14 protein-coding genes are annotated in these 16786 nt (G+C 71.4%); 8 read left to right on the top strand and 6 right to left on the bottom strand.

Annotation, left to right across the window (positions count from 1 at the left end; genetic code table 11):
* Window positions 1-96: 96 nt before the first annotated feature.
* The gene (locus ACZ4SA_RS07250; protein WP_468270734.1) at window positions 97-1446 is read left to right on the top strand and encodes a S1 family peptidase; all 1350 of its coding nucleotides are present in this window, start codon (window positions 97-99) and stop codon (window positions 1444-1446) included.
* Window positions 1447-1506: 60 nt separating this feature from the next.
* Here ACZ4SA_RS07250 and ACZ4SA_RS07245 read toward each other — a convergent pair whose 3' ends face one another.
* The 3 genes from ACZ4SA_RS07245 to ACZ4SA_RS07235 are packed head-to-tail and all read right to left on the bottom strand — an operon-like array spanning window position 1507 to window position 5113.
* Window positions 1507-3831, bottom strand: a complete 2325-nt coding sequence (locus ACZ4SA_RS07245) for an FtsX-like permease family protein (protein WP_468270732.1) — start codon at window positions 3829-3831, stop codon at window positions 1507-1509.
* Between the two features lie 2 nt (window positions 3832-3833).
* On the bottom strand, window positions 3834-4610 hold the full coding sequence (locus tag ACZ4SA_RS07240; protein ID WP_468270730.1) for an ABC transporter ATP-binding protein: 777 nt from the start codon (window positions 4608-4610) through the stop codon (window positions 3834-3836).
* A complete protein-coding gene (locus ACZ4SA_RS07235; RefSeq protein ID WP_468270728.1) occupies window positions 4607-5113 on the bottom strand; it encodes a PadR family transcriptional regulator in 507 nt (168 codons plus the stop codon). Before ACZ4SA_RS07235 ends, ACZ4SA_RS07240 begins: the two co-directional genes overlap by 4 nt.
* Window positions 5114-5282: 169 nt before the next feature.
* Between ACZ4SA_RS07235 and ACZ4SA_RS07230 the strand changes: the two genes are divergently transcribed.
* From ACZ4SA_RS07230 to ACZ4SA_RS07205, 6 genes are all read left to right on the top strand, one after another.
* Complete coding sequence (locus tag ACZ4SA_RS07230) at window positions 5283-6554, top strand: ABC transporter substrate-binding protein (RefSeq protein ID WP_468270726.1); 1272 nt, start codon at window positions 5283-5285, stop codon at window positions 6552-6554.
* 233 nt (window positions 6555-6787) lie between these two features.
* A complete protein-coding gene (locus ACZ4SA_RS07225; protein ID WP_468270724.1) occupies window positions 6788-8470 on the top strand; it encodes a glycoside hydrolase family 13 protein in 1683 nt (560 codons plus the stop codon).
* A 65-nt stretch (window positions 8471-8535) separates the two neighbouring features.
* On the top strand, window positions 8536-9870 hold the full coding sequence (locus ACZ4SA_RS07220; protein ID WP_468270722.1) for an ABC transporter substrate-binding protein: 1335 nt from the start codon (window positions 8536-8538) through the stop codon (window positions 9868-9870).
* Window positions 9871-9881: 11 nt separating this feature from the next.
* Window positions 9882-11246 (top strand): carbohydrate ABC transporter permease, encoded by a 1365-nt coding sequence (locus ACZ4SA_RS07215; protein WP_468270720.1) that lies wholly within the window; start codon window positions 9882-9884, stop codon window positions 11244-11246.
* A complete protein-coding gene (locus ACZ4SA_RS07210) occupies window positions 11243-12166 on the top strand; it encodes a carbohydrate ABC transporter permease (protein WP_468270718.1) in 924 nt (307 codons plus the stop codon). Before ACZ4SA_RS07215 ends, ACZ4SA_RS07210 begins: the two co-directional genes overlap by 4 nt.
* A gap of 158 nt (window positions 12167-12324) precedes the next feature.
* Window positions 12325-13440: a baeRF3 domain-containing protein gene (locus ACZ4SA_RS07205; RefSeq protein ID WP_468270716.1), complete on the top strand. Its 1116-nt coding sequence runs from the start codon at window positions 12325-12327 to the stop codon at window positions 13438-13440.
* A 344-nt stretch (window positions 13441-13784) separates the two neighbouring features.
* On the opposite strand, the gene ACZ4SA_RS07200 is transcribed toward ACZ4SA_RS07205, so the two are convergent.
* On the bottom strand, window positions 13785-14252 hold the full coding sequence (locus ACZ4SA_RS07200; RefSeq protein ID WP_468270714.1) for a MarR family winged helix-turn-helix transcriptional regulator: 468 nt from the start codon (window positions 14250-14252) through the stop codon (window positions 13785-13787).
* 105 nt (window positions 14253-14357) lie between these two features.
* Here ACZ4SA_RS07200 and ACZ4SA_RS07195 point away from each other — a divergent pair, with 105 nt between their 5' ends.
* Window positions 14358-14771 (top strand): organic hydroperoxide resistance protein, encoded by a 414-nt coding sequence (locus tag ACZ4SA_RS07195; protein WP_468270712.1) that lies wholly within the window; start codon window positions 14358-14360, stop codon window positions 14769-14771.
* A gap of 94 nt (window positions 14772-14865) precedes the next feature.
* Here ACZ4SA_RS07195 and ACZ4SA_RS07190 read toward each other — a convergent pair whose 3' ends face one another.
* Both ACZ4SA_RS07190 and ACZ4SA_RS07185 read right to left on the bottom strand, forming a co-directional pair.
* On the bottom strand, window positions 14866-16275 hold the full coding sequence (locus ACZ4SA_RS07190; protein ID WP_468270826.1) for an alkaline phosphatase PhoX: 1410 nt from the start codon (window positions 16273-16275) through the stop codon (window positions 14866-14868).
* A gap of 82 nt (window positions 16276-16357) precedes the next feature.
* Window positions 16358-16786 carry an OsmC family peroxiredoxin gene (locus tag ACZ4SA_RS07185; protein ID WP_468270710.1) on the bottom strand — a complete coding sequence of 143 codons (429 nt, stop codon included), beginning with the start codon at window positions 16784-16786 and terminating at the stop codon, window positions 16358-16360.

The raw sequence follows: 16786 nt of genomic DNA, 5'->3' as shown, positions 1-16786 counted from the left end.
AGTACAACTCCCGCCCCATCCGTATCAACGGTCGGACGCGTCCCCCGGTCTGTCGCCGACAACCGGATTCCGTATCCCCCCGCAGGAGGCGGCGAGTTGAGTCACAGGCGAATACCCAAGCGAAAGGCCGTGCTTGCAGGAGCCGGGGCGGTGGGCGTCGCCGCGGCTGCCGTGCTGCTGCCCCACGCCAACGCATCGCAGTCCGGCTCCGGTTCCGAGTCGAAAGCGGCCCCCAGAACGATGAGCGCCGCGGCGGCCCAGAACCTCATGTCGCAGTTGGGACCCGAGCTGGGTGACGCATACGCGGGTGCGTACTACGACGCACAGAAGCAGCAGGTCGTCGTCAACGTGGCCGGCGACGGCGACGACGTGGTCGCCCAGGTCAACGAGGCCGGCGCGGTGGCGAGGCCCGTCGAGAACAGCATGGGCGAACTGAAGTCCGCCACGAACACACTGGCCGACAAGGCCACCATCCCCGGCACGGCGTGGGCCGTCGACCCGAGGACGAACCAGATCCTCGTCACGGCGGACCGCACGGTCGCCGGCGACAGCTGGAACCGACTGGAGTCCACCGTCCGGTCGCTCGGCTCCGGCATGGCCCGTATCCAGAAGTCCGCGGGCGAGTTCAAGACCTTCCTCGAGGGCGGCGACGCCATCTTCGGCGGCGGGGCACGCTGTTCGCTCGGCTTCAACGTGACCACCGACGGCGGACAGCCCGGCTTCCTCACCGCCGGACACTGCGGGGTGGCGGACGACCAGTGGTCCGAAGATCCGAACGGCGCCCCGATCGGTACGGTCCAGTCCGCGACGTTCCCCGGCGACGGCGACTTCGCCCTCGTCACGTACGACGACCCGGCCACCGAGGCCCCCAGCACCGTCGACCTCGGCAACGGCCAGACGCTGGACATCGTGCGCGCGGACGACGCCGCCGTAGGGCAGGACGTCATCCGTATGGGCAGCACCACCGGACTGGACGACGGCCAGGTCACCGGGCTGAACGCCACGGTGAACTATCCGGAGGGCACGGTCACCGGCCTCATCCAGACGAACGTCTGCGCCGAGCCGGGCGACAGCGGTGGTGCGCTGTTCACCCGTGACGGCAGCGCGATCGGACTGACCTCGGGAGGCAGCGGAGACTGCACCTCGGGTGGTGAGACGTTCTTCCAGCCGGTGACGACGGCGCTGGCCGCGGTCGGTGCGCAGATCGGCGAGGGCGCCGGCGGCGCGGGCGGCCAGGACCAGGGCGGCCAGGACCAGGGTGGTCAGGCAGGTCAGGACCAGGGTGGTCAGGACCAGGGCGGTCAGGACCTGGAGGGCCAGGCAGGTCAGGACCAGGGTGGCCAGGACCAGGGTGGCCAGGACCAGGGCGGTCAGGACCTGGAGGGCCAGGACGGCCAAGCCGGCCAGGACCAGCGCCGGCAGCAGGGAGGCTTCGACGACAACTGACCCCTGACCCCCATCGGCCCGGGGGGTGGGCGCGCACCGAGCCCACCCCCCGGGCCGTGCTCAGAGCGTGTCGCTGAGCGAGTCCGCCGGCCGCCGCCGCGCCGCCCGCGTCGCCGGCAGCGAGGCCGCGGCCACCGCTCCCAGCACGGCACCGACGACCACGATCACCAGCACCGGCCACGGCGGCAGATGCGCGATGCCGGCCCCCATACCGCTGGAGCTGCCCTGGGCGTCCACCAGCCACCTGCCCGAGACCACCCCGAGAGCGGTCCCGACGACGGCCGACACCAGCGCCGTCAGCCCGGCCCCGGTCACGATGACCGCGCCGATCTGCCGGGGCGTCAGTCCGATCGCCTTCAGTGCGAGCAGGTCGCGTCCCCGGTCGCGTACCCCGGTGCTGATCAGCGTCAGCAACTCGGTCAGCCCGATGAGGGCGAGGACGGCGATGAGGGCCGCGATCACCCCCCGTGCGGGCTCAAGTCGGTCCGCCGGGTTCGGCGTCTCCCGGATCTCCAGCGTTCCGCCCGCCGCGCCGGCGAGCGCGGTGCTCACCGCCCGCGGGTCCGAGCCGTCCGCCAGCACCAGCGCGTGGAAGTCGGGCCGCAGCCCCGGGTCGCGTTCCCGCAGGGAGTCGATGGTCGTGGAGATGACCCGCCCGCCGGACTCGGGCTCGATGCTGCGCCCCACGATGTGCAGGATCTGGGGCCGGCCCTCGACCGTCATCCGTACCCAGTCGCCGACCCGCACTCCGAGGAGGTCGAGCAGCCCCTGCCCGGCGACGGCCTCGTCCGGGCCGCGGGCAGCCCGGCCCTCGACGACCGCCGACGGGTAGGGGTCGCGGGCGGTGCCGAGTCCGCGCAGGGTGATCGTGCCGGTCTGTCCGGGGACGAGCGCCGCCATCTCGGCGCCCGGGTGGACGGCGGTGATGTCCGGGGCCTGCGCGAGTGTGTGTCGAAGCTCGTTCTCCGACGGCCCGCCGGGCTGCTGCGCTCGTACGGTCAGTGCCGCAGGAAGTCCCATCTGCGCGGGCCGACCGCGGAACTGGTCGAGGGTCGACCAGGCCACGAGGGCGACGGTGATCAGTACCAGCGGGAGGGCCAGTCGCCCCACCGCGACGACCGTCAGGCCCCGGCGCGGGAAGGCGGACCGCCACCCCAGCACCAGCGCCACGGGCACCCGCATCCCGAGCGCCCGGCGGCCGAGCGCGGTCATCGGCGCGGCCGAAGGCTGTGCGGCCCGGGCCACGGGCACCGGAGGCACGCGGCCGGCGCGCCAGGCGGCGAGCCCGGTGGCCAAGGCGATCAGCAGCACCGCACCGCACGGCACACCGATCATCAGGGCCGCGTAGCCGGGCAGGTCCTGCCACAGCGCTGCCGCGTCCCCGATCCGGCCCGGTATCCGCGCCCCGAGTGAGGCGATCGCCGCCGTGCCGAGCGCGACTCCGAGCAGGGCGAAGGCCAGATGCTGCACGAGGAAGCCGCGCACCACCTGACCCGGTGTGAACCCGACGGCCTTGAGCACGGCGATGTCCCGGAGCTGACCGCGTACGCGGGCGCTGATCGCCCCGGACGCGGCGAGCGCGGCCGCCAGCAGCGCGCCGAGACCGAAGACGGCGAACAGCTGGCCGAGCAGCCGGTCGTCGCCGCCGGCCTCGGCCCGCGCCTGCTGCCATTTGGTGACCTGGGCGACGCGGTCGGCGCCCAGGACGGTGACGGCCCGCTGCACCATGAAGTCGGTGTCGCCGGGATCGTCCAGCCGCAGTCCGACGCTCTGCCCGGTGCTGCCGGGGGCGATCGTGTCGAGGGTGTCCGACCGCACCCAGCCGATGCCGGGTCCGCCGCCGGACCGGTAGCGGGGCTCGGCCGCCTCCGCGACCCCGGTGACCCGCAGTGTGTGGGCTGCGCCGTCGGGCCCGGTGACCCGTACGGTGTCGCCGGGCTCTGCCCACAGCGCCCGTGCGACCGAGCTCTCCAGGACGACGGTGCCGGCCGTGCCGGCGCCGTCCGGTGGAGCGAGCCAGCTGCCGGAGGTGACGAGCGGCCGGCCGACCTCCGGCGGTCGTACGTCCGCCGCCCGCAGGGCCACGCCCGCCCGCGCGCCCCGTGACTCGACGGTGGTGGTGGCCGTCCGGTACGGGCCGGAGAGCGCGGCGACGCCGTCGAGCCGGGACAGGGCTGCGGGGTCGGCCCCCGCCCGGGTCTGCAGCCAGATGTGAGCTCCCTGGGACTGGTTGAAGATCCGCTGCCAGGGGTTGGCGGCATAGCTGAAGAGCGCGCCGGCCAGCAGCAGGGAGGCGATGATCCCGGCGCTGGCCAGCACGACGAACAGGGCTTCGCCGCGGTGTGCGCGGAAGTCGGCGTGCGCCCAGCGCAGAGTGGCCCGCACGCTCAGTCCTTCAGTTCGAGTACGCCGGACACTCCGCCGCCAGGGCCCCGGCGGCCGCCGCCGAGCTCTGCGTCGTCCGCGATGCGCCCGTCGAAGAAGCTGATGACACGGTCGGCGGCGCTCGCCATCCGGGCGTCATGGGTGACCATCAGGATCGTCTGCCCCCGCTGGTGGAAGCGGGAGAGCAGCCGCAGCACCTCCCGGGTGCCCTTGCTGTCCAGGCTGCCGGCCGGCTCGTCGGCGAGGAGCAGCGCGGGGTGGTTGACGAGGGCCCTGGCGAGGGCGACCCGCTGCTGCTCGCCTCCGGAGAGTTCGCCGGGCATGGACTTCTCGCGGCCTTCGAGGCCCAGCTCCGCGAGGAGTTCGGCGCGGGAGGCGCGGGCGGCCCTCGGAGAGGCCCCGGCGAGCAGGGCGGGCAGTTCGACGTTGTCGGCGACGGTGAGGTTGGAGACCAGGTTGAAGAACTGGAAGACGACACCGATGCTGCGTCGCCGCAGCACCGCCCAGCGGGCCTCGCGGTATTCGTCGACGCGCTGCCCGTCGAGCCAGAGCTCTCCGCTGTCGGGCCGCTGGAGCCCGCCGATCAGATGCAGCAGCGTGGACTTCCCGGCGCCGGACGGCCCGGTGACCGCGACGAACTCGCCGGGGCGCACGGTCAGGTCCACGCCCCGCACGGCGTGCACGGGCGCGCCCTCGCCGTGGTGGGTCTTGGTCAGTCCCACGGCCCGCACGATGGGCGCGGCGGTCTGCCCGCCGGGAGACGCTGCGGCGTCGCTCATTCCAGCTCCTCCTGACAGCGTTCCAGCCAGTCCAGGTCGGCCTGCAGATGCAGCATGGCGCCCTCGATCAGCAGCTGGGAGACCCTGTTGTCCCGGTCCTCCGCGGCGGCCAGCTTCGACAGGTCCCGCATGGTGTTGAGGTACTGCCGCCGTTGTTTGTTGATCAGGGCGATGGGGTCGGCGAGTCCCGATTCCGGTGCGAGGGCGACCTTCATGAAGAACTCGTCCCGTACCCGCGGTTCGTCCGTGGTCTCCTCGAACCAGGCCCGGACCGCCTCACGCCCGGCATCGGTCAGCCGGTACGTGCGCTTGTTGGGCCGGCCCGACTGCTCGACGTCCTCGCCGTCGATCAGACCGCTCTTCTCGAGCCGGCCGAGGGTCACGTAGATCTGGCCGACGTTCGGCTGAGGGTACGCGGCGCCCAGGAGCTTCTCAAGGTCCTGTTTCAGCTCGTAACCATGCGCGGGGCCACGGGTGAGGAGTGCCAGGAGCGGCAGCCGCACGCGCTCCCCCTCTCTCCCGCTGCGGTAGTTTCCTGTTGGCCGGGCATCGGACGTGTGTCGTGCGGCACTCGCCTCGTCTGCCTGGACGTCTAGTATCGCCCATGCCTAACGGGTATATATAGGCCGCACTGGTCGGCAGCGCAGCCGGATCGTGCACTGGGAGGAACCTATGCGGTGGATGCGTGCCGCGGGTAGGGGACTCCTGGTCGTGGCGGTGCTGCTGGCGGGTTATGCCGGTTTCGCCACCCCCGGCCCGGGAGCGGATCCCGCGGGGCGTGGCCCCATGACGCTGGTGACGGCGGGTGACCTGACCGACTATCTCTCGCCGCTGCTCGACGACTGGAACAGCGCGCACCCCGACGAGCGGGTCACCCTGGTCGAGCTTCCGGACTCGGCGGACGAGACCCGGGCGCAGATGATCAGCGAACTGCGTTCCGGCAGCGATCGTTTCGATGTGCTGAACATCGATGTCGCCTGGACGTCCGAGTTCGCCGCGGCGGGCTGGATCTCCCCGCTGAAGCGCGACCGGTTCCCGCTCGACGCCTTCCTGCGGCCGGTCGTCGAGACCGCCACCTTCGACGGACGGCTGTACGCGGTCCCGTACGTCACCAATGCCGGACTGCTCTACTACCGCAAGGACATCCTCGACCGCGAGGGCGAGAAGCCGCCGCGCACCTGGGCCGAGCTGGCCCGGCAGGCGCGTACTCTCGCCCCGAAATACGGCCTGGACGGTTACGCGGGACAGTTCCTGCCGTACGAGGGGCTCACTGTCAACGCCACGGAGGCGGTCCACTCCGCGGGCGGCTCGATCCTCCGGGACGACGGCGACCGCGTCACCGTCGACTCCGGGGCCGCCCGCGCCGGACTGGCGTTCCTCGCGGACGGGGTGCGGGAGGGCTGGATCCCCCGCGCGGCGCTCCGCTACAAGGAGGAGGAGTCCCGGCAGGCGTTCCAGGACGGCCGGCTGCTCTTCCTCCGCAACTGGCCCTATGTGTATGCGGACGCCGGCGCCAAGGGATCGAAGGTGGCGGGCAGGTTCGGCGCGGTGCCGCTGCCCGGTCCCGACGGGCCGGGTACGAGTGTGCTGGGTGGCTCCAACCTGGCCGTCAGCAGCCATTCCCGGCATCCCGCTTCGGCCGCCGACCTGATCGCCTACCTCACCAGTGAACGGGTCCAGCGTCAGGTGCTCACCGAGGGCTCGCTGCCGCCGGTGCGTGCCGCGCTGTACGAGGATCCGGAGCTGATCAAGGCTCACCCCTATCTGCCGACGCTGCGCCAGAGCGTGCTGTCGGCGGTGCCGCGCCCCAAGAGCCCGCGGTACGACCAGGTGAGCCTCGCCGTGCAGGCGGTGGTGCAGGACGTGATGGCGCTGCGGCAGACGCCCGCCGAGGCTGTGGCGCGTCTCGCGCGTGAGCTCGAGGTCATCTCCCGCAGAGGCTGACCTCCGGACGCTGCGTTCAGGCCGCGTCGAACGCCTTCATCCAGAGCCTCTACTTACATGTTAAGTAGAGGCTTACTGCTGTGCGCTCCTCATTTTCGGGCAAATCACCCCAGCTTTGCGCTGTTTCCGGACGCATCGTTGACACCTTCCAGTCACTGCTACTTAACATGCATGCATAACAGCGCACCCGATCCGGGGCGCCCTCGCATCCAGCAGAAACAGGTCGACGCGAGATGCTCAGCACGCTTCCGGCCGGCACCGGCCACCCCTCCCGCACCGCCACCACCCCCGACCCCTGGTGGCGTGACGCGGTGATCTACCAGGTCTACGTCCGCAGCTTCCTCGACAGCACCGGGGACGGCATCGGCGACCTGGCCGGCGTACGCGCCGGGCTTCCCTACCTGCGGAAGCTCGGTGTCGACGGCATCTGGCTCAGCCCCTTCTACCCGTCGCCGCAGCACGACCACGGCTACGACGTCGCCGACTACCAGGGTGTCGACCCCGTCTACGGCGACCTCGCCGAATTCGACCGGCTCATGGCGGACGCCCGCCGCCTCGGGCTCAAGCTGCTGCTCGACATCGTCCCCAACCACTGCTCCAGCGAGCACCCGTGGTTCCGTGAGGCACTCGCCGCCGGCCCCGGCGGTGCGGCCCGCTCCCGCTTCCACTTCGCGCCCGGCCGTGGCCCGGACGGTGCCGAGCCGCCCAACAACTGGCGCGCCATGTTCGGCGGCCCCGCGTGGAGCCGGGTCACCGAGCCCGACGGGACGCCCGGTCAGTGGTACCTCCACCTCTTCACCCCCGAGCAGCCGGACCTCAACTGGCGCGACCCGGCCGTCGGCGACGAATTCGAGCAGGTCCTGCGCTTCTGGCTGGACCGGGGCGTCGACGGCTTCCGGATCGATGTCGCCGCGGGCCTCTTCAAGCACCCCGAACTGCCCGACTCCGACGACCCGGCCGCCGACGAACGCGCCCGCGACTCCGTCAACCAGCTCGCCTGGAACCAGCCCGAGGTCCACGACGTGTGGCGCCGCTGGCGTTCGGTGTGCGACGAGTACGCCGCAGAGGACGGGCACGACCGGCTCCTGGTCGGCGAGGTCTCCGTGCCCACCGCCCGCGAACACGCCCAGTACGTCCGCCCCGACGAACTGCACCAGGCCTTCTTCTTCGACCTGCTCAGCGCACCCTGGGACGCGGACGCCTTCCGGTCGACGATCGACGAGGCGATACGCGACATCGCCGGCACCGGGTCCACCGTCACCTGGGTGCTCAACAACCACGACCAGGTCCGCACGGTCACCCGGTACGCGGGCGAACCCGGTGTGGAAGGCAGTGGGCTCGGCGCCGCCCGCGCCCGCGCCGCGGCCCTGCTCATGCTCGCCCTGCCCGGTGCCGCCTACGTCTACCAGGGCGAGGAGCTCGGCCTCCCCGAGGTTCTCGATCTGCCCGACGAGGTGCTCACCGACCCGATCTTCCACCGCACCGGCAGCCGCAAGCGCATCCGCGACGGCTGCCGGGTCCCGCTGCCCTGGTCCGGCCACGCTTCCCCGTTCGGCTTCAGCCAGGGCGCGGCCGGGGCCCGGCCGTGGCTCCCGCAGCCCGAGTGGTTCGCGGAACACGCCACCGACCGGGCCCTGGCCGACACCCGCTCCTTCTGGCACCTGTACCGCGACGGACTCCAACTGCGGCAGAGCCTGCCGCAGTTGGGCGAGGGCACGCTGCGCTGGCTCGACGCGCCTCAGCAGGTCCTCGCGATGTCCCGCGGCGACGGACTGATCTGCGCGGTCAACTTCGGTACGGAGCCGGTGCCCGCCCCCGTGACCGGAACGCCCCTGCTCTCCAGCGGTCCCTGCCCCGACGGTGTGCTCCCCGGAGCGACCGCCGCGTGGTGGACCGACGACAGCACCCTCCCGTAGCGCCTGCCCGACGCCGACCCGTCGGCCGGACCTCACTCCCGCCCCTCCCTGGAAGGACCCACACCATGCGACGCAACGCCAGAAACACCGCCCTGCGCACGACGGCCGCAACCTCGGTCGTGCTCGGCCTCGCCCTCGGCGCCACCGCCTGCGGCGGCACCACCGGACCCGCGAGCGGCGGCGAACTCAGCGGCCAGACCGTGACCGTGGCCGGCGTCTGGACCGGCAGCGAGCAGAAGAACTTCAAGAAGGTGCTGGACGCCTTCACCGAGAAGACCGGCGCCAAGACCGTCTTCGTCCCCTCCGGCGACAACGTCTCCACCTTCGTCGGCAGCAAGATCGAGGGCGGCAACGCACCGGACGTCGTGATGGTGCCCCAGGTCGGCGTGCTCCAGCAGTTCGCGAAGGAGGGCTGGCTCGAGCCGTTGTCCGACAAGACCGCGAAGACGGCCACGGCGGGCCTCGCCCCGGTGTGGAAGAACTACGGCACTGTTGACAACACGTACTACGGGCTCTACTTCAAGGCCGCCCACAAGTCGACCGTCTGGTACAGCCCCGAGGCGTTCACCCAGGCCGGCGTCGGCGCACCCAAGACCTACGAGGACCTCCTCAAGACGGGCCGCACGCTCGCCGACTCCGGCCGCCCCGCCTTCTCCGTCGCCGGCGAGGACGGCTGGACCCTCACCGACTGGTTCGAGAACATCTACCTCTCCCAGGCCGGCCCCGAGAAGTACGACCAGCTCGCCAAGCACGAACTCAAGTGGACCGACAAGAGCGTCGTCGCGGCACTGACCACACTGGGCGAACTGTTCAAGGACGACCAGCTCGTCGCCGGCGGGGCGAAAGCCGCGCTGCGCACCGACTTCCCGGCCTCCGTCGAGCAGGTCTTCGGCCCCGAGCCCAAGGCGGGCATGGTCTACGAAGGGGACTTCGTCGGCGGCATAGCCAAGGACGAGTTCGGCCGCAAGCTCGGCGAGGACGCCGACTTCTTCCCGTTCCCCGCCGTCGGCGGCGGCAAGGCCCCGGTGGTCAGCGGCGGAGACGCGGCCGTGGTCCTCAAGGACGGCAAGAACAACAAGGCCGGCATGAAGCTCCTCGAGTTCCTCGCCACTCCGGAGGCGGCCGAGATCTGGGCGGGCGCCGGCGGCTTCCTGTCGCCCAACAAGGACGTGAACCTCGACGCGTACGGAGACGACACCACCCGCTCCACGGCGAAGTCCCTTGTAGCGGCCGGCAACTCGGTCCGCTTCGACATGTCGGACCAGGCGCCTGCCGCCTTCGGCGGCACCAAGGGCGCCGGTGAGTGGAAGCTGCTTCAGGACTTCCTGCGCGACCCGTCCGACCCCAAGGCCACCGCGGCGAAGCTCGAGGCCGCGGCCGCCAAGGCGTACGGGAACTGAGGCCGATCGCCATGGCCGACACCCTCAAGGAACGGGCCCGGGGGGCCCGTTCTCCCAAGGCCGGCGCCGCGCTCGACGCGCGGCGCCGCGCCCAGCGCAGAAAGCGCCGCCTCGCGGTCCTCTTCGTCCTGCCGGCCGTGCTGCTGCTCGGCGCCCTCGTCGTCTACCCCGTCCTCTTCTCCGTCGGGCGGAGCCTGTTCGACGCCGGCGGCGAGCAGTTCGTCGGCGCCGCGAACTACACGGAGATCTTCCAGGACCCCGCCACCCTCAAGGCCATCCGCAACAGCACCATCTGGGTCGTCGTGGCACCGGTCCTGCTGACCGGCCTCGGGCTGATGCTGGCGGTCCTCACCGAGAAGGTCCGCTGGGCCACCGCGTTCAAGCTGGTGCTCTTCCTGCCCATGGCGGTGTCCTTCCTCGCCGCGGGCATCATCTTCCGGCTCGCCTACGAGCAGAACCCGGACCGCGGCGTCCTCAACGCGGTCGTCGTCGGCGTCCACGACACCTTCGAGGACCCGGCCGCCTACCCGACGGCCCGCGCCCGTGAGAACCAGGGCCTGACCGGCAAGGCCGGCGGGCCGTACGCCACACAGGACGCCGTGCGCCCCGGCGGCTCGGTGAACCTCGGCTTCGTCGGCGTGGCCCCCGACGCGATCCCCGCCGGTGCCAAGCCCGCCCAGGCCGACGCCGCACCCGGCCCCGACGGCATCGGAGGTGTCGCCTACCTCGACTTCACCCCGGGCGGCGGCGGCACCCAGGGCAAGGTCGACCCGGCGGAGAAGGGCCTGCCCGGCATGACCGTCGAGGCCGTACGCGACGGCAAGGTCGCCGCCACCGCGACGACCGCCGCCGACGGCTCGTTCCGCTTCCAGGGCCTCGACGACGGCGAGTACACCGTCCGGCTGCCCGCGGCCAACTTCGCCGCGCCCTACGAAGGCGTGAACTGGCTCGGCCCCGCCCTGGTCACACCGGCCATCATCGGCGCCTACCTGTGGGTGTGGACCGGCTTCGCGATGGTCCTCATCGGCGCCGGCCTCGCCGCCATCCCGCGCGACGCGCTGGAGGCGGCGAGGATGGACGGCGCGAGCGAGGGCCAGATCTTCCGCAGGATCACGGTGCCGCTGCTCGCCCCCGTGCTGACCGTCGTCTTCGTGACACTGGTCATCAACGTGATGAAGGTCTTCGACCTCGTCTACATCATCGCGCCCGGACCGGTCCAGGAAGAGGCCAACGTACTGGCCACCCGGATGTGGCTGGTGTCCTTCGGCGGCGGCAACGACCAGGGCCTGGGCAGTGCCCTCAGCGTCCTGCTGCTCCTGCTGGTCGTACCGGCCATGATCTTCAACGTCCGGCGCTTCAGAAGGAGCGGAGCATGAGCGGCCAGACCACCGTCGAACGCAGGCCGGCCGCGCCGACGGCACCGGTCCCTCCCCCTGGCCCGTCCCGTCCGCGGCGCAAGGGCGGACTCGCCAAGTGGCTGAGCAGCTCGGTGGTCCAGGCGCTGCTGATCGTGGTCGCCCTGATCTGGATCACCCCGCTGGCCGGTCTCTTCCTGTCCTCCCTGCGCTCCGAGCGGGACAACGCGTCCGACGGCTGGTGGACGGCGCTGACCGACCCCTCGCAACTGTCGCTGGACAACTACACGGCGCTCTTCGAGGACTCCGGCATCGCCGGTGCCTTCTGGAACACGGTCCTGATCTCGGTGCCCGCGACCCTGCTCGTCGTAGGCATCGCGGCGCTCGCCGGCTACGCCTTCGCGTGGCTGGAGTTCCCCGGCCGTGACGCGATCTTCCTGGTCGTCGTCGGCCTGCTGGTGGTGCCGGTCCAGATCGGGCTGCTGCCGGTGGCGAAGCTGTTCGGCGCGGTCGGCCTGTTCGGCACCGTCGCGGGCGTCATCCTCTTCCACGTCGCCTACGGGCTGCCCTTCGCGATCTTCCTGCTGCGCAACTACTTCGCGGAGATCCCGAGGGAGATGCTCGAGGCCGCGCGGATGGACGGAGGCTCGGAGTGGCGGATCTTCTCCCGGCTCGTCCTGCCGCTCGGGCGGCCGGCCCTCGCGAGCCTGGCGATCTTCCAGTTCCTGTGGGTCTGGAACGACATGCTCGTCGCCCTGCTCTTCGCGGACAGCGAGTCGCAGCCGCTGACGGTGGCACTGCAGTCCCAGATGCGCCAGTTCGGCAGCAACATCGGCGTCCTCGCGCCGGGGGCCTTCCTGTCGCTGGTGGTTCCGCTGGTCGTCTTCTTCGCCTTCCAGCGGCACTTCGTGCAGGGCGTGATGGCGGGCTCCGTGAAGTAGCCCCGCCACCCGGCCCTCTCCCCGACCATGCCCGCCCCACGGCCCTGCCGCGGGGCGGGCATGCGTCGTCCGGATGCGGGCTCTGTGGCGCGGAGGGAAGGTTGTCTGGTCGAGCACGGGGCCTAGGGCCTCTCTTTGGATCTTGTCGAGAGGAAGACATGGACACCGACGCCCTGACACCTGACCTGCTGCGGAAGCTGCGCGAGCCGAAGGCCTACCCGGCCGTCTCCCTGACCATGCCCACCCACCGGCGCGAGCCGGACAACGGGCAGGACGCCGTACGGCTGCGGAACCTGATGGCCGAGGCCGGGCGCAGGCTCGACGCCGACGACGCCATCAGCCGCCAGGCACGTCTCGGCATCAAGGCGCAGCTGGAGAAGGCCGCCGACGACATCGACCTGCGACGGTTCCTCGACGGCCTGGCGATCTTCGCCGGCGCCGACGACCACCAGCTGTGGACCCTGCCGCGCAGCGTGCCGGAACGGGTCGTCCTCAGCGACAGCTATCTCACCCGCAACCTCGTCTCCGCCAAGGCGCAGGCCAGGCCGTACTGGGTCCTGGTGGTCGCCGCGGACCGTGCCACGCTGTGGAGCGGCGCGGAGACGTCGGTACGCCGGCACACCGGCGGCGGCTTCCCGAAGGTGCTGCCGCAGGAGCCGCCCAACCCGCAGCGCGAGGAGCGCCAGGGTGACGTGGCGAGCACCTTCACCGATGAAACGACCCGCCAGTTCATGCGGGACGTCGACAACGCGATCGCCGCCGTCCTCGCGGCCGAGCCGAGGCCACTGTTCCTGGTCGGCCTCGCGCCCGCCCTCGCCCTCCTGGAGGAGGCGTCGACGGCCGCGCGCCCCTTGTCACCGGCAGCCCGGGTGGTCAAGGGCGGTCTCACCGACGGCCCCGCACCCGAGCTGCTCAAGGAACTGCGACCGGCGCTGGACGAATACCGCCGTGCCGAGGCGGCCCGCGTCGAGGGGCGCCTCGACGCCGCCATCGGCCGCCACGCCTTCGCGGCCGGTCTCGACGAGGTCTGGCAGTCGGTACGGGAGGGCCGGGCGGGGCTCGTCGTCGTCGAGGAGCACTACCAGCGGACCGTCCGCGTCGACGGTGAGCACCTGCGCCCGGCCGACGGCTTGGAGGCGGCCGATCCCGCGGTACGGGAGGACATCGTCGACGAACTGGTGGAGAAGGCGCTGGACGGCGGCGCCGAGGTGGTGTTCGTGCCGGACGACGAGCTGGCGTCGCACGACCGGGTGGCGGCGGAGCTGCGGTTCTAGACCTTGCTCCGGGCTCCGTTGCGGTGGACGTCTCAGGCACCCTCGGCGGCGAACGGGCCGCCGGAGCCGAAAGCCGGCGCGGCGAAGCGTTCCCCGATGTGGCGGTGTGTGGCGACGTCGGGGTGGAGCTGCCCGTCGTGCTGCGCCCGGGCCCGGCGTACCAGGCTCTGCCGGCACGTCGGGCTGCGCCCGGATCCGGTCCGCGCTTCGCGGGGCCCCGGGGCGGCGTCGGCCTCGCGCAGGGGCGCCTCCCATGGCCGTCAGGCCGCAGGGGGAGTGCGAGGTGCGGGGTTCGGGGGCGGAGCGGCGGCCGGACGGACCGGAGGCTGGGCGCCCCCGGCGCGTCACGGGGCGGCTGCGTCGAGGTGGGCCGTCAGTGCGTCCAGTTCCGCGTGCAGCGCGCGGAGGCGGTCCAGAGGGAGGCCCGTCGCCTCGGCGATCCTGCGCGGGGTGGCGAGCGCCTTCTCCCGCAGGGCCGCACCCGACGCCGTGGGGCGCGCGGTGACCGAGCGTTCGTCGTGGGTGCTGCGCCGGCGCTCCACGTAGCCCGACGACTCGAGCCGCTTCAGCAGCGGTGAAAGCGTGCCGGAGTCCAGTCGCAGATGTTCGCCGATCTGCTTGACCGGCAGCTCGCCGTGCTCCCACAGCACCAGCATCACCAGGTACTGGGGGTAGGTGAGGCCGAGGTCCTTGAGGGCCGAGCGGTACACGCCGTTGAAGGCTCGCGCCGCGGCGTGCAGCGAGAAGCAGATCTGATGCTCGAGGAGGAGGAAGTCCTCGTCCGGCACGTCCCGCAGCGTCTTCTTCTCCATGCCCTCACTCTACCAAGCTGTGGCCCATTAAGTTGTTCGCAACTGAATTGTGTGCTTTCATTTGGGTCATCGGTTTCCGACCCCGACACGAAGAGGGATGCACCCATGGACGCGCTCTACACCGCTGTCGCCACCGCCAACGGCCGCGAAGGCCGCGCCGTCAGCTCCGACGGTCAGATCGACCTGCCGCTCGCCTTCCCCGCGGCTCTCGGCGGCAACGGCCAGGGCACCAACCCCGAGCAGCTCTTCGCCGCCGGGTACGCCGCCTGCTTCGCCAGCGCGATGGGCGCGATAGGCCGCCAGGAGAAGATCGACGTCAAGGACGCCTCCGTGACCGCCGAGGTCAGCATCGGCAAGGACACCGACGGCGGCTTCGGCCTCTCGGTGATCATGCGCGTCGAGCTTCCCGACCACCTGCAGGGCGAGCCGGGCCGCGAGCTCCTCGAGAAGACCCACGCCTACTGCCCGTACTCCAAGGCGACCCGCGGCAACCTGCCCATCGAGCTCGTCATCGAGTAGGGCGCAGATACGGCCGCGGCCCCGGGGTGGACGACGTGTCCCCCGGGGCCGCAGTCAGCTCGGCGCAGATCAGATCAGATCAGATCTGATCAGATCAGTGCCACGGTCCCGTGACCGCGAACGTCGTACCGGGCGTGTAGCAGTTCACGTACATCGTGTCGCCGTCCGGCGAGAACGTGACACCCGCGAACTCGCCCCACTCCGGCTCGGCCTCCGTACCGATGTTCTGCGCGTTGCGCGCCATCGGATACACGTCGCCGCGCTTGGTCAGCCCGTACACGTGCTGCACGCCACTGCCGTCCTCGCACACCATCAGCCCGCCGCCGGGCGCCAGGCAGATGTTGTCCGGCGACTCGCCCGGCAGTTGGATGTCCGTGTCGGGCCCGAAGACGATCACGAGCGTGAGCCTGCGCCTGTGCGGCTCGTACTTCCACACCTGCCCGAAGTGGTCGCCCGCCGAGCCCTCGGAGCTGTGCGCGAAGCTGGAGACGAAGTACACGGACTTCCCGCCCCAGTAGCAACCCTCCAGCTTCTGGGCGTGCGTGATGCCCTTGGGGCCGAAGTCCTGCAGTCTGATGGGCGTTTCCTTCGCCTGGCTGTCCGGCACCGGCACCCAATCGATCCGGTCGAACGACGCGCCGATCTCCTGGATCTCCGACAGGTCCGCAACGCCCGGCACCCGCATGGCTTCCAGCACGCCGCCCGCACGCAGCGAGCCCGTGCCGCCCAGCGGCTTGTGGGGCAGGAAACGGTAGAACAGCCCGAACGGCCGCTCGAACGCGTCCTCCGTCTCGTACACGATCCCGTTCCTGGGATCGATGGCGATCGCCTCGTGCTGGAAGCGGCCCATCGCGGTGAGCGGAACGGCTCCGGTGCAGTGGGGGTCCGCGCCGTCGACCTCGAAGATGAAGCCGTGGTCCTTGGTGTAGCCGTTCGTGCCGGCCCTGTCCTCGGTCTCTTCACAGGTCAGCCAGGTGCCCCAGGGGGAGGGCCCGCCGGCGCAGTTGACCGCGGTGCCGGCGATGGCGACGTACTCGCCGAGGACGTTGTTGCGGCCGTCGAGCTCAAGGGCCGTACAGCCGCCCTTGCCCATCGGGTCGTACGTCAGCCCCTCGACGGCCGGTACGCCGATCCTGCCGTTGTGCCGGTTCTCGTGATTGCGGACCAGATGGACCCTGCCGCGGCGGCCGGCGAACGCGGCCATGCCGTCATGGTTGGTCGGGACCGGTCCCTCGCCCGAGCGCAGTGGATCGCCCTCGCGGGAAAGGACCTTGTAGTGGAAGCCCCTCGGCAGATCGAGCAGGCCGTCCGGGTCGGGGACCAGCGGGCCGTAGCCGCCGTTCCCGCGGGCGGCCGCGGTCCCCGCGAAGAGCTCGGTGAACGCACCGCTGAAGGCGATCCCGGCGCCCACCGCGCCAGTACGGGCCAGAACTTGACGTCGTGTTGCAGACACTCGGCAGCTCCCTGTGGGGTACCCCCATGCCGAAGGCCATGGGGAGGACAGGAGATGTGACCCGCACGTGTGTATCACGCAGATTACGCGTCACGTAACCGTGCGGGCCACTGTGCCTGAAGGTGCCTCTGTGCTAGGCGAGCGACGCGGCGAGCGTGATGTCCGTTCCGGAAAGCGCCTGGCTGACCGGGCAGTTCGCCTTCGCGTCCTCGGCGGCCTTGGCGAACGCCGCCTCGTCCATGCCGGGGACGTCACCCTCGACGGTGAGGTGGATGCCGGTGATGCCCTCACCGGGCTGGAAGGTCACCTCGGCCTTGGTGTCCAGACGGGCCGGCGGGGTGCCCGCACCGGCGAGGGCGTGCGAGAACGCCATGTTGAAGCAGGCGGAGTGAGCGGCTGCGATCAGCTCCTCCGGGCTGGTGCGGCCACTCTGTGCGGGCTCGCTGCGAGCCGCCCAGGTGACCGGGTACTCGCCGACGCCCGAGGAGTCCAGGGTGACGACGCCCTTGCCCTCGAGGAGACTGCCTTCCCAGACGGTGTGGGCCTGGCGGGTGGTGGCCAT

The sequence above is a fragment of the Streptomyces sp. NPDC027962 genome (genome assembly GCF_055566095.1).
Note: the sequence above shows the minus strand (reverse complement) of the source record. Positions and strands in the feature narration are given on the sequence as shown.

Coding starts and splice junctions, on each gene's coding strand:
- ACZ4SA_RS07205 (WP_468270716.1), top strand. CDS start 12,325: ATGGACACCGACGCCCTGACACCTGACCTGCTGCGGAAGCTGCGCGAG.
- ACZ4SA_RS07240 (WP_468270730.1), bottom strand. CDS start 4,610: ATGAGCGACGCCGCAGCGTCTCCCGGCGGGCAGACCGCCGCGCCCATC.
- ACZ4SA_RS07185 (WP_468270710.1), bottom strand. CDS start 16,786: ATGGCCACCACCCGCCAGGCCCACACCGTCTGGGAAGGCAGTCTCCTC.
- ACZ4SA_RS07200 (WP_468270714.1), bottom strand. CDS start 14,252: ATGGAGAAGAAGACGCTGCGGGACGTGCCGGACGAGGACTTCCTCCTC.
- ACZ4SA_RS07230 (WP_468270726.1), top strand. CDS start 5,283: ATGCGGTGGATGCGTGCCGCGGGTAGGGGACTCCTGGTCGTGGCGGTG.
- ACZ4SA_RS07225 (WP_468270724.1), top strand. CDS start 6,788: ATGCTCAGCACGCTTCCGGCCGGCACCGGCCACCCCTCCCGCACCGCC.
- ACZ4SA_RS07220 (WP_468270722.1), top strand. CDS start 8,536: ATGCGACGCAACGCCAGAAACACCGCCCTGCGCACGACGGCCGCAACC.
- ACZ4SA_RS07210 (WP_468270718.1), top strand. CDS start 11,243: ATGAGCGGCCAGACCACCGTCGAACGCAGGCCGGCCGCGCCGACGGCA.
- ACZ4SA_RS07215 (WP_468270720.1), top strand. CDS start 9,882: ATGGCCGACACCCTCAAGGAACGGGCCCGGGGGGCCCGTTCTCCCAAG.
- ACZ4SA_RS07195 (WP_468270712.1), top strand. CDS start 14,358: ATGGACGCGCTCTACACCGCTGTCGCCACCGCCAACGGCCGCGAAGGC.